Below are 19,261 nucleotides of genomic sequence, written 5' to 3' on the forward strand. Positions count from 1 at the left end.
CCGGCGCGATGGGACGTCCCGGCCCGGCCGGTACGGGCCTGGGCGGTACGGGCCTGGTCCTTGGCACGTGGCGCGGCCATCAGTCGGTCTCCGCTTTCTCGACTCCGTGGACGAGGGTCGCACTGCCCTTGCCCGTTACCTTCCGTTCCCCGAGGGCGCCCAGCAGGACCGGGCGGTAGTCGGCCTGCACGGTGACGGTGACGACCCTGCCGTCGCCGGAGAACTCGATGCCGCCGGCCCGCAGGCCGTACAGGCCCAGGTAGGCGTCGGCGGCGTCCCGGACGTACTTCTCCTGGACCTTGAAGCCCTTGCCCTGCAGGACGGCCGCCCGGTCGAGCTGCTGGCCGCCGACCCGCGCGGCCTCCAGGGCGTAGGCGTCGGTCCGCTCGGCGACCCGCAGCCGGCCGCCCGCGTCGATCACCAGGGCGATGACGAGCACGACGTAGGCCGCGCAGATCGCCACGAACAGGGCCACCGCGCCCCGGTCGGACCGGCGCGCCGGCAGCCGCCGCCGCAGACGGCTCACCACTCCCGTCCCCTCCCCCCACTTCGCACGCTGAACTCCCCACCGGCCCCACCGGGCGCCACTCGGTACCGCTGCGTCATCCCCCGAGCGCTCTCCGCTTGCGTCTCCCCCGCACGGGCCGTCTCCAATCCCCGTCTGCCGGCGACGGCGCCGCGCGCTGTCATGTGCCCCGGTAGCGGTCCACCACCGAGGTGAACTCGCCGACGAGGTGCTTCGTCACGGGTACGCCGGACGGTCCGCCCAGCAGGTCGGCCAGTTCGACGTCGCAGACCACCGTCACCGTGACGGTGGTGACCGGTCCGTCCGGCAGGTTCAGCTCCCCCCTGCCGACCCGGACGTCCCCGTTCCGGCAGGACACGCCCTGCTGCCGCAGGATCGCGAGGGCGGAGTCCCTGGCCGGCTGGTCCATCCCGTCCACGCTGCGCTGCAGGGAGGCGGTCCGGGCCCCGGCCCGGGCGGCGGCCTCCACGGTGCCGGCCGTGGTCTGCACCCGCCCGGCGGCGATGGCCACCAGGACCAGTCCGACCACCCCCGGCACGACGATCGCCGCCTCGATCGCGATCCCGCCCCGGTCCCGCCGGCGCCGCCGGAACCCGAGCCGGGGCCCGAGCCGCGACCGGAGCCGAAGCCCGGGCCGCGACCGGTTCCGCGACCCGGGCCGCGCGCCGCTCACGGCTTCACCGCCGGCGGTACGAAGTGCTCCCGCGGCGCCTCGGCGAACTGGGTGATGGCGGGCGCCCTGAGCCCGGGTATCAGCAGCGGCGGGGACAGCTGCACGGTGACCCGGACGGTCTCCGCCGTGCTGCCGTCGGTCCGCACCGTGTACCCGTGCACGCCCTGCCGGTCGAGGAAGTCGCGGGCCTGCCGCTGGGCCGCCTCGTTCTTCTCGCCGTCCGTCGCGCTGCCCTGCACCCGTCCGGCGTCCACGCCCTCGCGGGCCGCGGTGAGGGCGACCTGGCGGTCGTACCACCACAGCGCGGCCTGGACGACGAGCAGCACGAGCAGCAGGACGACCGGGAAGACGATGGCGAGGCTCACGCTCATCGACCCCCGGTCGCCCCTGCGGCGGAGAGCAGGACGCATCACTTGGTGGCGCCGCCCGCGCCCGCGCCGCCCGGCATGTTCGGGTCCTGCTCGACCTTCTGGACGACCTTGTCCTTCAGCAGGTAGAGCGCGGTCGCCACGGCGCCCGCGACGAAGACCAACGCGATGATGGCGAGGGCGAGTTCGATGCTGATCGCGCCGCGGTCGCCGCGCGCGCGGGCGGCCCGCAGCCGGCCGAGCCGCAGGGTGAACAGCAGGAGCGCGAACTGGACCGGTAGCAGGACGGGGCGCAGCACCCGGCCTGCCAGCTGGGCGAGTCGTACGGTCATCGGGGTCTCCCGGGGGATCTGGCGGTGTGGTGTGGTGGTGGCGCCGACTGCTCCGGACGGGGCCGACGGGGCTTGCAGGTCTTGCGGGTCTTGCGGATCTTGCTGGTACGGGGCAGGGGTGGCGGTGAGCACTCCGGGATCGCGGTCAGTTGAGCATCTGGTGCAGGGCGGGGAAGACGATCAGGACGGTCATCAGCAGGGTCAGTGCGGCCCCGGGTGCGACCATCCGCTCGCTGTCGGCGTTCGCCCGGGCGAGGTCCTCGGCGAGCAGTTCCCCGCGCAGGCCCTTGGCGCGGGCCCGCAGGGTGTCGTACACGGCGGCGCCGTCGGTGCCGGACAGCCGCATGATGTCGGCCACGTCCTGGAGCGGGCTGAGCCCCAACTCCTCCGCCAGCGCGTCGAGTCCGGCCCACGGCGGGAGGCGGTCGGTGGCCGCGCGCTCCAGGGCGTCGCGGATCCGCCGGAACACCGCGCCCTGCCCGACCGCGGCGGCCCGGCGCAGCGCCTCGGCGGGGCCGCAGTCGGCGGCCCGCTCCATCGCGACGAGTTCCAGGTAGGCGGCGATGCCGTGCAGGTACTCGGTGCGCGCCTCCTTGGCCTCGCCGCGCACGACGGCGTCGGGGACGAACCAGAGCAGTCCGGCCAGCAGCGGCCCGGCGACCAGCGGCAGCGCGAACGGCAGGCCGACGTCCATCAGCACGGCCATCGCGCCCAGGTAGGCGGGCAGCACCAGGCCCAGGGCGGCGAACAGCAGCTTGTGCACCATGAACCGGGCCGGGGTGCGGCCGATCAGGGCGAGTTCGCGGCGCGGGACGGAGACCCCGCGCAGGTGGACGGACCGCTCGCCGATCCGGTCGTACCAGCGGGGCCGCTCGTCCGGGTCCTGCTCGCGGTCGGCGGGGGTGGCGTGCAGCCGGTCCAGCGCCTGGCGCAGGTCCGGTGGCGCCGGCCGCAGTTCGGCGACCAGCAGGGCGAGGCCGCCGGCCGCGACGGCGCCGGCCAGCACGGACCAGGGGGAGATCACCGGACCTCCCCGAGCTGCTCGGCCGGCTCCGGCTCGGTCGCCGCGGCGGTGGTGCGCCGCCCGCTCCTGCTGCGCCGGTCCGGCGTCAACAGCCGGGGCACCGGCGGGTGGGATGCCAGTGCCCGCATCCAGGCGATGATCGCCACGAACAGGGCGGCGACCACGGCGAGCACCACCTGGCCGAGGAAGGTCCCGTACGGCCGGGTGTACTCGGTGTTGAAGGAGCCGACGGTGACGACCAGCACGATGATGCCGACCAGCCAGCGGATGGTGGTCCGGTGCTTGGCCCGGTCGGCCTCGATGGCGCGGCGCTGGCGGACCTCCTCGCGCACCGAGTCGGCCATGTCGGAGAGCGTGCGGGCCAGGCCGGGGCCGCTGTCGCCGGCCCGCAGCACGAGCGCGGCGAGCACCTTGTCGGCGGTGGCGTCGGCGAGGCTGTCGGCGAAGGCGCGCAGCGCCTCCTCGGGCCGCCAGCGGGCCTGCAGCCGGGCGGCCAGCTCGCCGATCTCGTCCTCCAGGGCGGCCGGGGCGGTGCGTCGGCTGGTGACGATGGCCTGGTTGAGGCCGACGCCGAGCAGCAGCACGTCGGCGATCCGCTGGGTCCACTCGGAGAGCGCCTCCAGCCGCTCGATCCGGTGGGTGTCCGGGCGGGTGGTGTCGAACAGCCAGGGCAGGCCGAAGACGGCCAGCGGCACCAGCAGCGCGGTCAGCGGGATGCCGGTGAACAGCCAGGCCAGCGGCGCGCCGGCGAGTGCGATCGGCAGCTGGACGCGGCGCAGCCGCACCATCCGGTGCCCGGCCGTCCCGGGGGCGCCGTACCAGAACACGTGGACCCGGCCGGCCAGCGGGTTGGCCGCCCGCTCCGTCCCGTCCTCGTCGCCGAACTCGCTGCCGCGGGCCCAGGCCACCAGGGCGACCAGGCCGCCCGCGACCGCCAGCCCGCACAGGGCGAAGAGCAGCATCACCGCGCGCCACCGCCGATCCGCAGCTGGAGCGGGGTGGTCCAGCTCCCGTACCGGGAACCGAGCAGCGAGGCGTCGAAGCCGGCCCGGCGCAGGTCGTCCAGGCACTGCGGCGGGGTGTGCGGGACGGCCCGCGGCTCACCGAGGTCCGGCCGGGGGCCGAAGACGGTGTTCAGCGCGGGCCGGCCGCTCTCCCCGAGGCCGGTGACCTCCAGGACGTGGGAGACGAAGCGGTGCCGGCGGCCGCCGACGGCGGTCTCGTCGACCATGGTGACGTGCACGATGAGGTCCAGGGCGTTGGCGGTGAGCCGGTAGGCGAGCGAGTCGGTCATGTGCGAGCCGTACTCCAGGCAGAGTTCGGCGATGCGGTCGACGACCATGTGCGGGCCGCGGGCGTGCAGTGTGCACATCGAGCCGCCCTCGCCGTTGGTCATCACCCGCAGCATCGGGACGACCTCGCCGGAGCGGACCTCCCCGACGATGATCCGGGAGAGCGTCATGCGCAGCGCGGCCGGGATGAGGTCGCCGATGCTCAACTCCCCGGCCGGGCGCCCCTCGACGCGCTCGCCGTTGCCCTCCCGGGCCTCCATCGGGACGACCTGGCGCAGGTGGCCGAGGGTGTGCAGCCAGAGCTCGAACTCCGACTCCAGGGTGCCGATCCGCTCGTCCGGCGGGATCTCGGCGGCCATCGCGCGCAGCAGGCTGGTCTTGCCGACGCCCTGGGTGCCGGTGATCATCACGTTCTTCCGGGCCCGGATCGCGGCGGCCAGGAAGGCGGCCAAGGTGGCGTCCAGGGTGCCGAGTTCGACCATCTCGGGCAGCGTCGCGGAGGCCACCCGGTGGCGCCGGATCGCCACGTACGGGCGGGGCGTCACCTCAGTGAGCGCCTGGAGGCGCATGCCGCCCTCCAGGCGCAGCGCGAGGGTCGGGCTGGCGGTGGACAGGCTGCGCTCGCCGCCGCCGTGCTGGCGGGCCAGGTCCTGGAGCAGTTCGACGAGTTCGCCGTCGCTGTCGGCCACCGGCGGTACCTGGCGCAGGGGTTGGTGCACCTTGGAGACCCAGACGTCGTCGCAGCCGTTGATCAGGATGTTCTCGATCTCCGGGTCGTCCAGGTAGGGCTGGAGCCGGCCGGCCCGGAACAGCAGGTCGAAGACGGCCTCGGCGAGGGCGCGGTCCTGCTCCCGGGTGGGCGGGATGCCGTGGGTCTGCGCGTACGCGTCGGACCACCGGGCGACGGCCTCCTCGATCAGCGCCCGGCCGCGCTGGCGGCGGGTGGCGCGGTCCGGCTCGGAGCCGGAGGCGGTGGTCAACCGGCTGATCTGCTGGTGCAGTTCGGCCGCGACCTGGCGCTTCAGCTCGCGGGCGACCTGCGGGTCGACGGCGGGCCGGGTGGCGGCGCCGCGCAGGTCCAGCGAGGGCAGCTGGGAGGGTACGGCGGTGGGCCCGGCCGCGCCGGACGGGCCGGACTGCGGCGCGACGGGCTGTGCCGGACCGGGCTGGGGCGCGACCGGACCGGGCTGGTACCCGTGCGGCGGGGTGACCGGACCGGTCGCCGGCGCGGGCGCGGACACCGGCGCGGCCCAGGGCAGCGCGGCCGGGTCGGTCGCGGGACGCTGGTGCAGGGGGCTACCGCGCACGGAGCACCTCCCCGGGGTTGTGCGGGTACGGCCCGCTGTCGTCGTCCTGACGGTCCGTCACCGCTGGCCGCTGGAGCGGGTACTGGTCTTCCGGCTCGCCGTACGGGGCGGACTGGACGTGTGCCGGGAACGGCGCCGGAGCGGCCGGCTGCGGCGCCAGCCCGGCCAACGGCGCCACCGGGCCGGTGGTGATCACCGGCGGTACGGGCTGCGGCGGGGAGTACGAGGGCGGCTCGCCCTCGGCCGTCCCCGCGTAGCCCGGCCTGCCGTGGGCCGCAGCGCCGTACCCGGCCTGCGGGTACGCGGTCTGCCCCTGGCCGCCCGGCCCGTACCCGGACTGGCCGTACCCCGGCTGGACGTATTCCTGCTGGACGTACCCCTGCTGGAGGTATCCCGGTTGCCCGCCCGGCCCGTACGCCGACTGCCCGTACGGCCCCGGCGCGGGCGACGGGACGGGACCGGCCACGGGCGCGGGCGCGGGCATCGACGGCTGCGGCGCCATCGGCACGGGTGGGGCCGGTATCGGTGCGGCCGGAACCGGCCCCGTCGGCACCGGAGGCGCCGGGACGGGAGGCACCGGCACCGCCGCCGCGACCGGCCCCGCCGCCGGGCCGCCCGCCGTCAGCTGGGCCGGCGCCGCGTCCTGCACCGCTCCCGGTGCGAGCCGCTGGCGCCGGCGGCGGACCAGCAGCTGCACCTCGTCCGCCGCCGACCGCGCCGTCCGCATCAGCTCCGAGCGGATGAACCGCCGGTCGGTGGTGTCCCCGCCGTCGGAGAGCACCTTCGCCGTCCGGGTGGCGTGCGGCAGCACCCCGAGCACCGGCAGGCCGAGCTCGCGGGAGACCTCCGCCCGGGTGTACGGCCCCTCGGCGACCAGCAGCAGCCCGAGCGCGTCCGCGCCCGTGCCGGCGGCGGCCAGGTCCTCCGCCAGGGCGGCGAGCCGGGGCCGGGCCGAGCTCAGCCCGCGCAGCGTGGTGCGCACGGTCGCCACCACCACGTCGGCGCGGCGGGCGAGCACCCCGCTGGGGCCGGTGGCGCCGGAGCGGCCGAGGTCCACGATGACGTCGTAGCCCTGCTGTTCCACGCCGTGCAGCAGTTCGGCGAGCGGCTCCCAGGTGTAGGCGAGGCCGGGCGCCTGGGTGGGGTCGGTCAGCCCGGGCAGCAGCAGCCGTTCGGCGTCGCCCTCGGGCGAGAGGTCGATCAGCTGCTCCCAGATGGTCTGCGCGAGCAGCCCGCGCCGGTCGGCGACAGCCAGGTTGCGCAGCCCGTACACCGCCTCGACCCGGCCCTCCAGGGCGCCGGCGAGCACCGCGCCGCCGTCCGGGTCGGCCTCGACCAGCAGGATCCGCCGGCCGGGCGGCAGCGGCCAGGACAGCAGCAGTGCCAGGGCGGTGGTGGTCGCGCCCGGTGCGCCCGGGCCGCCGACCACCGCGATCACGGCCATCAGGCGCCGCCCGTCGCGGCCGGGGACCCGGGCGCGGCGGCACCACCCGGGGTGGCGGCGCCCGGAGTGCCGCCCGGCGCGGTCGCCCCGGGGTTGGTGGCGGCGGCCGAGGGCGCCCCGCTCGGCGCCGGGGCCGGAGCGGTACCGCCACCGGGGCCGCCGGCCGCCGCGCCGCGCGGAGCGAGCAGCACCTGGATCCGCCCGCTCGCGACCCACTGCGCCAGCCGGGGCCCGTCCGCCGTGCCCACCGCCACGTCGATCACCTGGCTGCCGTCGGTGTCCACCCGGCCGACGGTGATCACCGTGGCGGGCAGCGAGTCCGCCCGGCCGTTGTCGGGGGTGAAGACGATGACCAGCTGCACGCCGGGCTGGAGCCGGCTCGCGGGCAGCTGGCTGCGCTTGGCCGACACCCCGACCACGATCTGCCCGGGCTGCACGGACAGGCCCTGCGCGAGGTCGGAACCGGTGAGCATCGCGCCGCGCTTGAGGTCGGTGGCGGCCCGCATGCCGACCGCCTTCGCCCGGTCCTGGGCCGACACCGGGCGCAGCACCGGGTCGCCCGCGATCCGGGCGACCACCAGGTCGTCCTCGGTGATCACCTGCCCCCACGGCACGTCCCGGGCCAGCGCCAGCACCGCGACCCGCTGACCGGTGCTGTTGTAGAGGACGGCGCCGCCGAGCCCGCCGGCCGCGATCAGCGCGACCGCCATCGCCAGCACCGCCGGGCGCCGCCGCCTCGCCCGCATGGTCCGCCCGGGCGCGTGCGGCACCGCCCGTCCCCGACCCCTGCCCCGGCCGCCCTGGTCCGGCTGCTCCGGGAGTGCCGCGGACGCCGCGGCGCCCGCGGAGGTGCCGGATCCCGGCGTCGCGAACGTACGGTTCTCCACCGGGTTCCGCCCTTCCCTCGTTCGTCTCTGGCTCGTCCGGCCGGCTCGTCCGGCTGGTCGGTGCGCGGATGCCCGCGCCGGGTCGTTCAGTCGGGATCGGCCGGCCGGGCGCACCCGGTCGGCCGCGCCCGCTCGGCCGCGCTCAGTTGAGCACCTGCATCTCGGCGACCTTGAGGTCGAAGGGCTTGCTGCTCTGGTTGATGCCCGGGATGGTGAACTTCCGGGGGTTCGGCCCGCCGGTGACCACCACGACGGCCTCCCAGTGCATCGTCACGGTGGCGCTGAAGACGCTGTTCTTCTCGCGGGCCGAGCTTGTCCTGAACTCGTAGCCGCAGTCCGGGGACTTCGCGTCGCCGTACTTGGGGTCGTACGGCGTGCCGGGGGTGGTGCAGGAGGTCTGGAGGTGGTCGCCGAAGCTCCAGTCCGCCTTCACCAGCCGGGGCGTGACGGTGACCGAGATGCCCGCGACCGCCGCGCTGCCCGGCGCGGGGAGCGCGGCGTCGTCGGCCCAGAGCCAGACCGGGGCGTTGACCACCGCCGTGTTCCGGGGCGCGGCACGGCCCACCGGCGGCCTGAACCGGACCTGGTCGTAGGCCTGCTGGATGGCCATGGCCTCGGCGTTGACGTTCTGCCCGCCCGGCGCGGTGGCCTCGAAGACGATCTCGGCGCCGCCCTGGCCCCCGTCGGTCTGCGGGCAGACCTTCGTGTAGAGCGAGCCGTCCTTCGGGTCGTGGCCGTCCCACGCCGGGTCGCCGGCCGGCGGCGGGTTGTCCAGCGCGCGGAAGTAGCAGCCCTTGTCGCTGTTGAACCAGCCCAGTTGGGGGTCGTGGCAGGCCCACGGGACACCGTGGTATCCGCACAGCTGCGGGCCGGTGCCCGAGCCGCCGCCACCGCCCGGGTTCGATCCGCCGGGCACGGGTGTCGTCCCACCGGAATTGACGTCTATGCAGATCACGTTCGGGTAGCACTGCTCGGCCCCGCCGCTCGGCGGTTCGTCCGCGACCGCACCCACCGCCGAGGACAGCAGCAGCCCGGCCGACATCGACACGGCGATCGCGATTCGCCGGGCCGGTTTCCGCGCGTTCAGCACGTCCGGTCCACCTCCCGTTTGAAGTCGTGGATCAACCAATGCGCTTGGAACCAGCGCAGCGACGCGGTTCCGACGTACCGGTTCAGTCGCGATCCGGGATCCTTGGCGGCCCCGGTGACGGCGTCGACGCGGTGCCAGTCCGACAGGTCGACGCAGTCCTCGATCACGGCGGTCTGCGGATCGGCATTCAGATCGACGGCCTTGACCACCGCGGAATTGCGCGGGGTGCCGGTCATCACGACTTTGGCGTCGCGCAGTTGCCGGAGGCCGACCAGGCTGTCGGACAGCGCCCGCCCGGAGGAGTACTGCTCCAGTGCGTAACCGTCCGAATCCGACCGCCCGAAGACCTCCGCCTGAGCCTGCCACCAGTCCTGATACGCCTTCAGGGCCAGTCGTGCCATGGCCCCTTCCGGACCGCTGGTCGGCGCGATCGAGCCGTTTTCCGAACCACTCGAAGGAGTTAGCGGGTTCACTCCCGCGACGGTGGGCGCGGCCGACCCGATCCGATCGACGGAACCGCCCGCACCACCGCCCGCACAAGCACCGAGCAGCAACACCAGAACCGCCCCGCCGACCCCAACCGCCCCAGGGCGCAACACATTTCCGCGCTGCCGCATGGCCCCACCTCGTTGCGACCGACCTGATCCGTGATCCACGGCCGCCAGGAGAATTCCGCCGTCCCACCGGTGTTTCCGCTGGGGATCGATTCTTCGCCAACCCACCCCATCACGGCAACACCTCAGGCCCCCTGACCTTACGCGGAAGGCGGTTCCGTCGGGGCACTTTCCCGCCACAGAACGGCCAACAGTTCCTCGGAAAGCGACAATCCGGCCAATGCGCCCCGAACCGCGGCCCGATTACGCATCAGGAGCCGCCCCGCGTGCGGCGGAACGAGCAGGCGCGCGCCAGGCGCACCCGAACTACCGGCCGGTTCTCCACCGTCCGTCAGCGCGGCCACGGCCGGCTGGAGATCGAGCGGGGCGACGGCCGCCGGGGCACCCGGGACGCCCTGGCGCAGGACGGTGGTCAGGGCCCGGCTGAACGACCCCTCCCCGCCCGGCCGTACGGCGTCCCGGCCGCGTCTGCCGGGGGCGTAGCGGCTGCCCGGGGCGTAGCGGCCTATCCGGCCCCAGAGCGGGACCCTCGAGTAGCTCAGCAGTTCGCCCGCGCCGTCCTCGCCGCGCTCCAGCGCCGCCCAGGTGTCCCGGTCGGCCACCGCGTCGACCAGCAGCAGCGCCTCCTCCTGGTCCCCGTGCACCATCGCGCTGACCACCCAGTCCCAGGCCAGGCCCCGGCGGTAGGCGTTGTCGGCGGTGCTGCCGGCGGTGACCAGGGCCAGCCGGCGCCCGCGCGGGTCGGCCACCAACTGGCCGACCAGGCAGACCAGCAGCCAGCGGCCCGGGTGCTGGGCGGCGTCCCGGACGGCGGTCAGCATCGCGTTGGCGTCCGCGTCCGGCGCCACCGTGGTGACCCGGCAGCCGGCCGCGCCGGTGTCGAAGCACATCCCGGGCAGCACGTCGGCGAGCAACCGGGCGCCCTCCGGTGCGAGCGCCGCGCCCCCGAAGGCCCGGTCGGGCCCGCCGTCCGCCCCGATCACCACCAGATCGACCCCGCCCGCCATCCGACCGTCCCCCCTCCTGCACCGTTTCTCCACCCGCCGGGCAGGCTACCGTCCGGAGGGCCGCCGACGGGGCTCCCGGCCCGTCCGCTCAGGGACCATGGGCCCTATCGACGAGCGCACCGACCGAGGACGATCGGACGCATGGAGCGTGACGACCGTGTGGAGACCCTGAGCGAGGCCGAGTGCCTGCGGCTGCTCAGCACCGTGCCCGTCGGGCGCGTGGTGTACACCGAGCACGCGCTGCCGGCCGTCCTGCCGGTCTCCTTCGAGGTCCTGGACGGGCGGCTGGTGCTCGCGGTGCGCCGGGGAAGTGCCACCGCGCGCGGGCTCGACGGCACGGTGGTGGCCTTCCAGGCGGATCTGCTGGACCCGGTCACCCGCACCGGGTGGAGCGTGCTGGTCCACGGGCGGGCCGACGTGGTGAGCGATCCCGAACAGGTCCGGCGGGTGCTGCGCTCCGGCCTGCGGCCCTGGGTGGGCGATCCGGAGCCGCTGTTCGTCGCGCTGGTGCCGGAGCTGGTGAGCGGCCGTCGGCTGTTCCCGACCGGGCCGGGCCTCCTGGGCTTCCCGGGCCGCCAGGCGCGCGGGCCGATCGGCGCCGGGCCGGTGAACTCCGGATTTCCGCTCGGCTCCTGACAGGTACCGGTGGGTAGGCATACGCTTCCGGCGTTCTGATACCCCCGGGCCCGTCCCCCACCAGGAGCGCACCGTGACGACCTTCGCCTCCCTCGCCGAGCTGACCGCCGCCGTCGGCACCGAGCTGGGCACCAGCCAGTGGCACACCATCGAGCAGCGGCAGATCGACCTGTTCGCCGAGGCGACCGGCGACCACCAGTGGATCCACGTGGACCCGGAGCGGGCCAAGGAGAGCCAGTTCGGCTCGACCATCGCGCACGGCTACCTGACCCAGTCGATGATCCCGGTGCTGGCGAAGGAGTGCTACGCCGTCGAGGGCGTGCGGATGGCGCTGAACTACGGCTCCGACAAGGTGCGCTTCCCGGCGCCGGTGCCGGTGGGCACGGCGATCCGGGCCACCGCCGAGCTGCTCTCGGCCACCGAGGTGCCGGGCGGGGTCCAGGCGGTGGTGCGGTTCACCCTGACCAGCGAGCGCAGTGCCAAGCCGCACTGCGTCGCGGAGACGATCACCCGCTTCTACGCCTGAGCGACGCCTCACCGACGACCGGCCGGGCGGCGCCGGCACCGGCCCGCACGGCCTCCCCGGTACGCCGATTGGACCGCGCCGAGCCCTCCACCAGGTCCGGACGGCCCACGGCGAGTAACCTCCGACGAGATGGTTGTCGTATCGCAGCAGCCCCACCCGTCGCTGCGCCGCGACCCCGGCATGCCCGGTAGCCGTGACCGTCCCTGGAGGAGCCGTGCCCCGCCCCGCCCCGTGGTTCTCCCGCCTCGCCGGTCTGACCTCGCTGTTCCTCCCGCCGTCCACCGATCCCGCCGCCGAGCGCGCCGTCCCCGGTCTGGCCGGAGTGCCCCGGGCCGCCTGGCACCGGGTCCGGACCGAGGCCTTCGGAGCCGAACCCCGGGGCGAACGGCTGGCACGCGTCCGCCGCTCCCCGCAGTTCTCCGACGGGGCCTTCCGCAACCCGGTGCCGACCCGCCGCCTGGTGTACGAGCGCAGCCCGCTGGAGATCACCCGCGCCCAGCTGGCCGGGGACCGGACCCGCCGGATTCCGGCCGCCGCCGTCCCGGTGCACCGGCTGCTCCCGGGCGACCTGGCCGCGCCGCCGGAGTCCGGGCTGCGACTGACCTGGCTGGGGCACGCCACGGTGCTGGCCGAGATCGGCGGACGGCGGGTGCTGCTCGACCCGGTCTGGGGCGAGCGCTGCTCCCCCTTCTCCTGGACCGGTCCCAAGCGGCTGCACCCGGTGCCGCTGCCACTGTCCGAACTCGGGCCGGTGGACGTGGTCGTGGTCTCCCACGACCACTACGACCACCTCGACATGGGGACCGTCCGGGCCCTGATCGGGACGGGCGCGGTGTTCGCCGTCCCGCTGGGGGTCGGGGCGCACCTGGAGCACTGGGGCGTCCCGGCCGGGCGGATCGTCGAACTGGACTGGTGGGAGTCGGCCGAGGTCGCCGGGCTGACCCTGACCGCCACGCCGGCCCGCCACTACTGCAGCCGCGGGCCGCGCACCAGCGCGCTGTTCCTGTGGGCGTCCTGGGTGGTGGCCGGCGGCGGGCGGCGGGTCTTCCACAGCGGGGACACCGGCTACTTCCCCGGCTTCGCCGAGATCGGCCGCCGGCTCGGGCCGTTCGACGCGACGATGATGCAGGTCGGCGCGTACAGCGACTTCTGGCCCGAGGTGCACATGACCCCCGAGGAGGGGGTGCGGGCGCACCTGGACCTGGGCGGCGGGCTGCTGCTGCCGATCCACTGGTGCACCTTCAACCTCGCGCTGCACCCCTGGGAGGAGCCCGCCGAGCGGGTGGTCGCCGCCGCCGAGGCGCTCGGCGCCCGGCTCGCGGTGCCCCGACCGGGCAAACCCTTCGAGCCTGCCGACCCACCGGCCCTGCGTCCGTGGTGGCGCGCCGTCGCGGCCCCGCACGGCCTCTCGCCGCTGGTCGGCGAACGGGTGGAGGAGCAGGCGACGGCGGGGGCGGGCGAGGCGCGCGAACAGACGACGACTTTCAGCGAACAGATTTCAAAATCTGTTCGCTGAAAGTCGTCAGCTGACATCTGTTCGTCGTTGGACCACCAAGCCCACCCGAGCCCGCCGAGCCCACCCCCGCCTCGACCGCCCCGGTCCTCCGACCATGCTCAGCCCGCGAGGACGTCCCGCAGCGCCCGCGCCTCCTTGGCGACGCGCCCCGAGCCGCCGCGCTCGGCCGCCGCCGTCACCTCGGCCACCGGCCCACGGGCCCCGGTGCGCCGGGCGCAGTCGGTGGCCAGCGCGATCAGGTCGCCGAGCCCGCGCGTCGACGCGTCGGTCTCCGAGAGCAGCCCCGGCAGCGCCGGGCCGAGCACCGACCAGACCGTCCCCCGGGCACCGGTCTCCGCCGCCATGGCGAGCGCCGCCCCGAGCCGGCCGGCCATCACCGTGCCGCAGGCCACCAGAACGCCCAGCTCGCGGCCGAGCAGCGCCCCGTCCAGGTCCCCGCGCGCGGCGAGCACCAGCAGCGCGTCCACCGCCGCCGTCCGGTCCTCGGCGTGCCGGGCGCCCAGGCCGTACGCCAGTGCCAGGTGCAGCGCGAGCCCGGCCGGGCCGTCGGCCTCGGCCAGCAGCGGGAGGTACCGGCCGGCGCCGCGCTCGTCCCGGTCGGCGCCCTCGGCGAACGGATCGAGCCAGCGCGCCGCCAGCTCCTCCCGGTGCCGGGGGAGCATCGCGAACCAGTGCTCGACGGGCCGCCAGCTCCAGTCGTGCACCTTACGCGCCCGGGCCACGCTGGGCTCGGTGCCGTCCAGCAGCGCCCGGAACTCGGCCGTGAGCCGCTCACCGTCCGGCCCCTTCGGCCCGGCGCCGATGCCCGGCTGGGCGACCGCGATCCGCTCGACCTCCTCCCACCAGCGGTCCCCGTACACGTTGGTGCGCTTCAGCCCCGCGCCGGGCGCGAACACCACCCGCTCGGACGGCTGCCCGGGCAGCCCGCCGGTGCGCAGCCAGTGCGCCAGCCGGCGCCCGGCCGGGGAGCCGAGCGCCTCGGCGGCCCGCAGCACCGTCCCGTCCGCGGTGCCGACCCGCAGCAGGGCCTGGCACAGGTCGGCCTTCCCCGGGGCGACGCCCGCCGCCTCGTAGCCGGCGATCCGCTCGACCAGCACGGCCGCGTCCAGGGCGCCGGTGGCGTCCGTCGGGGTGGCCAGCAGGTACGGCAGCGTGGCCTGGAAGATCTGCCGGGCCACCTCGTCCAGCCGGGCGGCGAGGACGGCCCCGTGCACGGTGGTGCGCGGGCCGCGCAGCGCGGAGCCGCTCCTGCCGCCGAGGTAGTCCCAGAGCTTCCACGGCGGCGTCTCGCCGGCCACCGCGGCCACCACGTAGAGGATCTCCCGGGGCGTGCAGTCCCCCCAGCCGCTGGTGCCGCGCCACGGGTGCGCCCGGCGGACCGGCTCCACCGCCTCGGCGAGCGCCCGCCGGTCCCGGTGGGTCAGCCGGACCAGCCCGTCCAGCACCCGTTCGAAGGCCTCCACGCCGGGCTCGCGCGCGGCGAGCAGAGCGGACAGCTCCTCCGCGAGTTCGGCCGCGGAGGCGATCGGCGCGCCCAGCGGGCGCGGTTCGGGGGCCGGCGGGAGGAAGTCGTCCCACCCGGTGTCCGGGTCGTCCCCGCCGCCGACCGGCGCGCCGAACAGCTCGCCCGCGCGCCGGTGGTGGGCCGGGTTCAGCGCCTCGGCGGCGGCCCGGAGCTCCGCCACCACCGCCTCCCCGGCCGCCGCCAGGTGACGGGCCACCACGTTCAGCGCCCGCTCCTGGAGGGCCGCGTCCGGGTGGCCGAAGGCCTCGGCCGCGGCCAGCACCACCGGGCCGGAGCGCTCGGGGGCGCGCCGGGCCGCCTTCTCCAGCCAGGCCAGCTGGGCGCGGACCAGCTTCTTCTCGCTCCGGAACAGCACCACCGCCGAGGACTCGGTGAGCACCTCGGGCTCGATCAGCCCGGCCTCGTCCAGCCCGGCGAGCACGCCCTGGGCGTGTCCGGCGAGCACCGACAGGCCGTCCAGCAGCGCCACCACGTCGCGCACCCGGGCCGCGTACTCCTCGGGCGTCGGGTCGAGCGCCCGCAGCACCTCCAGGAAGGCCCGCTGGTCGGCCGGCTTGCCGCCGCGCAGCAGCCGGGCCAGACAGCGGTCGAGCAGCTCGGCGCGGTCCGTCGTGCCGTCCGCGGCCAGTTCGCCGATCGCCTCCGTCCAGACGTCGCCGGGGCGCGGGCTGCCCTGGAGGGTCAGCGTGTAGCCGACGTCCGTGAGGTCGAACAGCTCGGGCAGCAGCACCGGCGTGAAGGCGTCCTCGCGCAGCCGCGCGGCCAGGGTCGGACGCGGGCCGCTCCGCTCGCCGATGCGGTCCATCCAGCCCCGGACGAAGGACTCCCCGCGCGGCACCTCGCAGCCGGTGCGCCGGACCACGGTCTCCAGCACCGGGTACATCGACCAGCCCCAGCCCCGCACCGGCCGCGCGGCGAGCCGGGTGACCACCTCGACCTGCCACTCCACCGGCTGCGCCTCGATGACCTGGTGCAGCGCGGAGTTCCGGGCCCAGTCGCGGCCGCTGAAGTCCCCCGCGGCCAGCCAGGTGGCGGCGGCCGCCGGGCCGGCGTGGCAGCCGGCCCCGGCCACCAGCAGCCTGCTCCTGGTCGCGGCCGCCTCCTGCGACCAGTCCTGGCGCAGTTTCTTGCGCAGCTCCTTGAGGGCGGGCAGGCAGGCCCGCCGCTGGGCCGCGTCCAGCCCGGCCAGCAGCCGCGGTATCTGCGCCAGCCGACCGGAGCGGACGGCTGTCAGCAGCTCGTCGACCGGCCCAGGCCGGTCGGCACCCGGCGTCGCGCTCACGCTCCCTCCCCCTTCGGCTCCACAGCCCCGGCAGCCCGCACAGCGCCGGCAGGCCCGGCCGACTCCCGCACCATCGCCACCGCCAGTGCGTGCTTGCACGGCCCGCGCCCGCCCCGGTACTTGCCCCACCACAGGCAGGTGCAGCTCAGCCGCCCCGAGTCGTCCGCCCGCACCCGCTGGATGTGGTCGTCCACCGTGACGACGGCCGTCGCCCCGCCCTCCTCCAGCCGCACCGCGCCCGCCTCGACCAGCGCCCGGGCGGCCCGCAGCCGGGGGTTGGCCGCCTCGGCCCGCCCGGCGTCGTACGGGAGCTGCCGGTGGAAGTACGCGGCCTCGGCGGTGTCGTAGCCGATCTGCCCGGCGGTGCCCAGCCGGACGAGCGCGGCGCGGACCCGCTCGGGGCTCAGCCCGGACTGGGCGGCGAGGTCCCCGACCTCGATCCGGGGCTCCCAGGCGAGCAGCACCGCGATCAGCTCGGCGTCCCGCTCGGCCGTCCCGGTGGCCAGCGAGTCGAGCACCCCGCCCTCACCGGAGAAGCCCCGGGCGGCGTTCGGCGACAGCGTGAGGGTCAGCCGCATGCCGGGCAGCACCGCCTCCCAGGCGGAGGCGGTCGGTTCGCCGGCCGCCACCGGGCCGTACACCCACAGGGCGAGCGCGTGCCGCAGCACCCGCTGGAGCGCCACCAGCCGCTCGGGCCCGGGCAGGCAGACCGCGCCCGGCACCGGCCGGGTGGTCGGCCGCAGCGTCCTCCCGGCCGGCAGGACCCAGCCGACGCCGGCCCGCCCGCCGCGCCCGGCGCGCGGCAGCGAGCGCAGGAACCGGACGGCCTCGGCGGCGGGCAGCTCGGCGCGCAGCTCGAAGCCGGCGGCGACCACCTGGGTCTCGGCGAAGCCGCGCAGCCAGCGCTCCGGCAGCGGCACCTTCTTCTCGACCAGCGGTCCGTCGAAGCTGGTGACCTCCAGCGCGTCCGGACCGACCGCGAGGTGCAGCGGGTCGGCCGGGCCGATCCTGGTCAGCGCCTCCCGCAGCGGGTTGTTGACGTCCACGTTGGTGGTGCCGTGGCCGATCTCGTCCCCGTCGAGCCCGGCCTGGAGCACGTCGAGCCGGGCGTAGACGCCGCAGCAGCCCGAGAAGGACTCGAAGCGCAGCCGGTCCCCGTTGGCGGTGACCACCGGGTCGAGCGAGGCGCGCAGCTGCGGCTGGTAGTAGCGCGCGGCGGCGACGTCCGCGACCGCGAGCAGCGCCGCGGCGGCCGGCGCCGGATCGGCCAGGAAGCCCGCGAAGAAGCGCGGGTTGGCGGCGGCGCCGAGCGGGGTGGCGCCACCGGAGGTGGCCAGGTCGAGGCTCCGGCCGCCGGCACCGTCCCGGACGGCCGACGGGCGCAGATAGGCGTACGCCTGTGCGGATTGCGTCATGCCGAGCACGCTAGGTGAGGACACTGACAATCCCTCGGGAGGCCGACGGACTGGAACGTGTTCTACGCCGCCGACCGGGCCCGGAGGGCGTTACCCAGGTCACACCACCGGACGGTTGGCTTCTGCCACTATGGCCTGGTGACCGACCTCACCGAAGACCTCCGGGCCGAACGGCACGCCCGGCCGGCCGCCCCGTTCGCCGAGCTGCTGCAGATCGAGCAGCTGGACGAGAACACGTTCCGGGGCCACTGCCACGCCGGTGCCCCGATGCGCGCCTTCGGCGGCCACGTCGCCGCGCAGGCGCTCGTCGCCGCCGGGCGCACCTGCGCGGACCGTCGCCCGGTGCACTCGCTGCACGGCTACTTCCTGCTGCCGGGCTCCCCCGCCCGGCCGATCGACTACCTGGTCGAGCGGGTCCGCGAGGGCATGTCGTACACCACCCGCCGGGTGACGGCGGTGCAGAACGGGAACGAGATCTTCACCCTCTCGGCCTCCTTCAAGCACCCCGAGCCGGCCGCCGACCGCCAGCGCGAGGTCCCGCCGCTGCCCCGCCCGGAGTCGCTGCCGAACGCCGTCGCCCGGCTGCCCGAGGAGGTCCGCCGGTCGATCGCCGCGGCCGGTGGCTTCCGCGACCTCGACGTGCGGTTCGTCCCGGCGGACGCCCCGGGGCTGCCGCCGGCCGTGCCCGGGCTGCTCCAGCACTTCGTCTGGATGCGCACCGCCTCCCCGCTGCCGGACGGCGACCCGCTGCTGCACGCCGGCGCGCTCACCTACCTGTCCGACCTCACCCTGGCCTCCACGGCCGGGCTCGACGTGCAGCCGAACTTCTTCCAGCGCACCGAGCCGCCCCGGCTGCTGATGGCCTCGCTGGACCACGCGATGTGGTTCCACCGCCCGTTCCGGGCCGACGAGTGGCTGCTCTTCGCCCAGCGCAGCCCGTCCTCCTCGGACGGCCGGGGCCTGGCGCTCGGCGAGTTCTACGACCTGGACGGCCGGCTGGTCGCGTCCGCCGTCCAGGAGGCGCTGATCCGCGACCCCTCGTGACCGCCCCCGGGACCGCGGTGACCTCCGGGCGAACGGAAGGGGGCCGGACGGCGTCATACTCCTGGGCGGCCCCGGCCCGTATCATGGTGCGGGTGACCAAGGTTGACCTGTCACCACGGCCGGTGGAGGCGATGTCTCCGCGTCAGCTCGAACGCCGCGAGGGCCTGATCGCGGCCGCGCTCGCCCTGGTGAACGAGATCGGCGTCGAGCGGATGCAGATGAAGCAGGTCTGCGAGCGGTCCGGAGTCGCCCTGGGGACGGCGTACCGCTACTTCTCCTCCAAGGACCACCTCCTGGCTGCCGCGATCGCCGAGTGGCATCGCCTGCTGCTGGCCGACCTGGTGGCCGAGCTGCGCGGGCCGAGGGCCGGACTGGGGGCCACCGACCGGGCGGTCCGGTTCGTCCGGGGCGGGATGCGGGCCTACCAGCGGCAGCCCGAGCTCGCCCGGCTACGGGTGGCCGTGGCGGCCTCCACCGACCCGTTCGCCAGCGAGGCGCTGCAAGGCATGGCCCGGGCCGACAGCACCGCCCTGCAGGCGGTGACGACCGAGGTGCCGGCCGCCGCGAGCGAGCTGGTGCGGCACATCGTCGCCCACGCCTGGCAGGGGGAGCTGACCGCCTGGGTGACCGGCCGCACCACCCTCGGGGACGCCCGGCGGCGCCTGGAGGACGTGGTGCGGCTGGTGCTGACCCCGTACGAGACGCGCTATCCGGCCCCGTACGAGGTCCAGTCCACCGGCTGAGCCGCCGGGC

At 75.8% G+C, this 19,261-nt stretch carries 19 protein-coding genes; 5 read left to right on the forward strand and 14 right to left on the reverse strand.

Translation table 11 applies throughout. The features are described from left to right. Window positions 1-79: 79 nt before the first annotated feature. From ACIQI7_RS24895 to ACIQI7_RS24950, 12 genes are all read right to left on the reverse strand, one after another. Window positions 80-529 (reverse strand): hypothetical protein, encoded by a 450-nt coding sequence (locus ACIQI7_RS24895; protein WP_387756714.1) that lies wholly within the window; start codon window positions 527-529, stop codon window positions 80-82. 157 nt (window positions 530-686) lie between these two features. Then, entirely contained in the window at window positions 687-1,064 is a 378-nt protein-coding gene (locus ACIQI7_RS24900; RefSeq protein ID WP_387756715.1) for a pilus assembly protein, read from the reverse strand. 131 nt (window positions 1,065-1,195) lie between these two features. Then, window positions 1,196-1,570 carry a TadE/TadG family type IV pilus assembly protein gene (locus tag ACIQI7_RS24905; RefSeq protein ID WP_387756716.1) on the reverse strand — a complete coding sequence of 125 codons (375 nt, stop codon included), beginning with the start codon at window positions 1,568-1,570 and terminating at the stop codon, window positions 1,196-1,198. A 38-nt stretch (window positions 1,571-1,608) separates the two neighbouring features. After that, window positions 1,609-1,899, reverse strand: a complete 291-nt coding sequence (locus tag ACIQI7_RS24910) for a hypothetical protein (protein WP_401113413.1) — start codon at window positions 1,897-1,899, stop codon at window positions 1,609-1,611. 145 nt (window positions 1,900-2,044) lie between these two features. After that, window positions 2,045-2,923 carry a hypothetical protein gene (locus ACIQI7_RS24915; RefSeq protein ID WP_401113415.1) on the reverse strand — a complete coding sequence of 293 codons (879 nt, stop codon included), beginning with the start codon at window positions 2,921-2,923 and terminating at the stop codon, window positions 2,045-2,047. Then, window positions 2,920-3,885: a type II secretion system F family protein gene (locus tag ACIQI7_RS24920; RefSeq protein WP_401113417.1), complete on the reverse strand. Its 966-nt coding sequence runs from the start codon at window positions 3,883-3,885 to the stop codon at window positions 2,920-2,922. The genes ACIQI7_RS24915 and ACIQI7_RS24920 overlap by 4 nt, the downstream gene beginning before the upstream one ends. Further along, window positions 3,885-5,522, reverse strand: a complete 1,638-nt coding sequence (locus tag ACIQI7_RS24925; protein ID WP_401113418.1) for an ATPase, T2SS/T4P/T4SS family — start codon at window positions 5,520-5,522, stop codon at window positions 3,885-3,887. The genes ACIQI7_RS24920 and ACIQI7_RS24925 overlap by 1 nt, the downstream gene beginning before the upstream one ends. Continuing rightward, entirely contained in the window at window positions 5,512-6,966 is a 1,455-nt protein-coding gene (locus ACIQI7_RS24930; RefSeq protein WP_401113420.1) for a hypothetical protein, read from the reverse strand. The genes ACIQI7_RS24925 and ACIQI7_RS24930 overlap by 11 nt, the downstream gene beginning before the upstream one ends. After that, window positions 6,966-7,736, reverse strand: coding sequence for an SAF domain-containing protein (locus tag ACIQI7_RS24935; protein WP_401113422.1), 771 nt, complete (start codon window positions 7,734-7,736; stop codon window positions 6,966-6,968). The genes ACIQI7_RS24930 and ACIQI7_RS24935 overlap by 1 nt, the downstream gene beginning before the upstream one ends. A gap of 259 nt (window positions 7,737-7,995) precedes the next feature. Continuing rightward, on the reverse strand, window positions 7,996-8,943 hold the full coding sequence (locus tag ACIQI7_RS24940) for a hypothetical protein (RefSeq protein ID WP_401113423.1): 948 nt from the start codon (window positions 8,941-8,943) through the stop codon (window positions 7,996-7,998). Beyond that, on the reverse strand, window positions 8,937-9,560 hold the full coding sequence (locus tag ACIQI7_RS24945) for a hypothetical protein (RefSeq protein WP_401113425.1): 624 nt from the start codon (window positions 9,558-9,560) through the stop codon (window positions 8,937-8,939). Before ACIQI7_RS24945 ends, ACIQI7_RS24940 begins: the two co-directional genes overlap by 7 nt. Window positions 9,561-9,697: 137 nt before the next feature. Then, window positions 9,698-10,564: a hypothetical protein gene (locus ACIQI7_RS24950; protein ID WP_401113427.1), complete on the reverse strand. Its 867-nt coding sequence runs from the start codon at window positions 10,562-10,564 to the stop codon at window positions 9,698-9,700. Between the two features lie 141 nt (window positions 10,565-10,705). Between ACIQI7_RS24950 and ACIQI7_RS24955 the strand changes: the two genes are divergently transcribed. From ACIQI7_RS24955 to ACIQI7_RS24965, 3 genes are all read left to right on the forward strand, one after another. Next, on the forward strand, window positions 10,706-11,200 hold the full coding sequence (locus ACIQI7_RS24955; RefSeq protein ID WP_401113429.1) for a pyridoxamine 5'-phosphate oxidase family protein: 495 nt from the start codon (window positions 10,706-10,708) through the stop codon (window positions 11,198-11,200). Between the two features lie 73 nt (window positions 11,201-11,273). Continuing rightward, window positions 11,274-11,726, forward strand: coding sequence for a MaoC family dehydratase (locus tag ACIQI7_RS24960; RefSeq protein ID WP_387756727.1), 453 nt, complete (start codon window positions 11,274-11,276; stop codon window positions 11,724-11,726). Between the two features lie 313 nt (window positions 11,727-12,039). Beyond that, window positions 12,040-13,242, forward strand: a complete 1,203-nt coding sequence (locus ACIQI7_RS24965) for an MBL fold metallo-hydrolase (RefSeq protein ID WP_401113608.1) — start codon at window positions 12,040-12,042, stop codon at window positions 13,240-13,242. A gap of 98 nt (window positions 13,243-13,340) precedes the next feature. Here ACIQI7_RS24965 and ACIQI7_RS24970 read toward each other — a convergent pair whose 3' ends face one another. Then, complete coding sequence (locus ACIQI7_RS24970) at window positions 13,341-16,049, reverse strand: DUF6493 family protein (protein ID WP_401113431.1); 2,709 nt, start codon at window positions 16,047-16,049, stop codon at window positions 13,341-13,343. Next, window positions 16,046-17,464, reverse strand: coding sequence for an SWIM zinc finger family protein (locus ACIQI7_RS24975; RefSeq protein ID WP_401113433.1), 1,419 nt, complete (start codon window positions 17,462-17,464; stop codon window positions 16,046-16,048). The genes ACIQI7_RS24970 and ACIQI7_RS24975 overlap by 4 nt, the downstream gene beginning before the upstream one ends. A gap of 138 nt (window positions 17,465-17,602) precedes the next feature. On the opposite strand from ACIQI7_RS24975, the gene ACIQI7_RS24980 reads away from it, so the two are divergent. After that, the gene (locus ACIQI7_RS24980; protein ID WP_401113435.1) at window positions 17,603-18,508 is read left to right on the forward strand and encodes an acyl-CoA thioesterase; all 906 of its coding nucleotides are present in this window, start codon (window positions 17,603-17,605) and stop codon (window positions 18,506-18,508) included. A gap of 92 nt (window positions 18,509-18,600) precedes the next feature. After that, on the forward strand, window positions 18,601-19,251 hold the full coding sequence (locus ACIQI7_RS24985; protein WP_401113437.1) for a TetR/AcrR family transcriptional regulator: 651 nt from the start codon (window positions 18,601-18,603) through the stop codon (window positions 19,249-19,251). The last annotated feature ends 10 nt before the right edge of the window (window positions 19,252-19,261 follow it).

This window comes from Kitasatospora sp. NPDC092039 (genome assembly GCF_044756065.1).
In the GTDB taxonomy this organism is placed as follows: Bacteria; Actinomycetota; Actinomycetes; order Streptomycetales; family Streptomycetaceae; genus Kitasatospora.

Excerpts from the sequence above, each read along its gene's own strand:
- ACIQI7_RS24920 (WP_401113417.1), bottom strand. The coding sequence starts at position 3,885 with ATGCTGCTCTTCGCCCTGTGCGGGCTGGCGGTCGCGGGCGGCCTGGTC.
- ACIQI7_RS24910 (WP_401113413.1), bottom strand. The coding sequence starts at position 1,899 with ATGACCGTACGACTCGCCCAGCTGGCAGGCCGGGTGCTGCGCCCCGTC.
- ACIQI7_RS24950 (WP_401113427.1), bottom strand. The coding sequence starts at position 10,564 with ATGGCGGGCGGGGTCGATCTGGTGGTGATCGGGGCGGACGGCGGGCCC.
- ACIQI7_RS24930 (WP_401113420.1), bottom strand. The coding sequence starts at position 6,966 with ATGGCCGTGATCGCGGTGGTCGGCGGCCCGGGCGCACCGGGCGCGACC.
- ACIQI7_RS24975 (WP_401113433.1), bottom strand. The coding sequence starts at position 17,464 with ATGACGCAATCCGCACAGGCGTACGCCTATCTGCGCCCGTCGGCCGTC.
- ACIQI7_RS24955 (WP_401113429.1), top strand. The coding sequence starts at position 10,706 with ATGGAGCGTGACGACCGTGTGGAGACCCTGAGCGAGGCCGAGTGCCTG.
- ACIQI7_RS24905 (WP_387756716.1), bottom strand. The coding sequence starts at position 1,570 with ATGAGCGTGAGCCTCGCCATCGTCTTCCCGGTCGTCCTGCTGCTCGTG.
- ACIQI7_RS24945 (WP_401113425.1), bottom strand. The coding sequence starts at position 9,560 with ATGCGGCAGCGCGGAAATGTGTTGCGCCCTGGGGCGGTTGGGGTCGGC.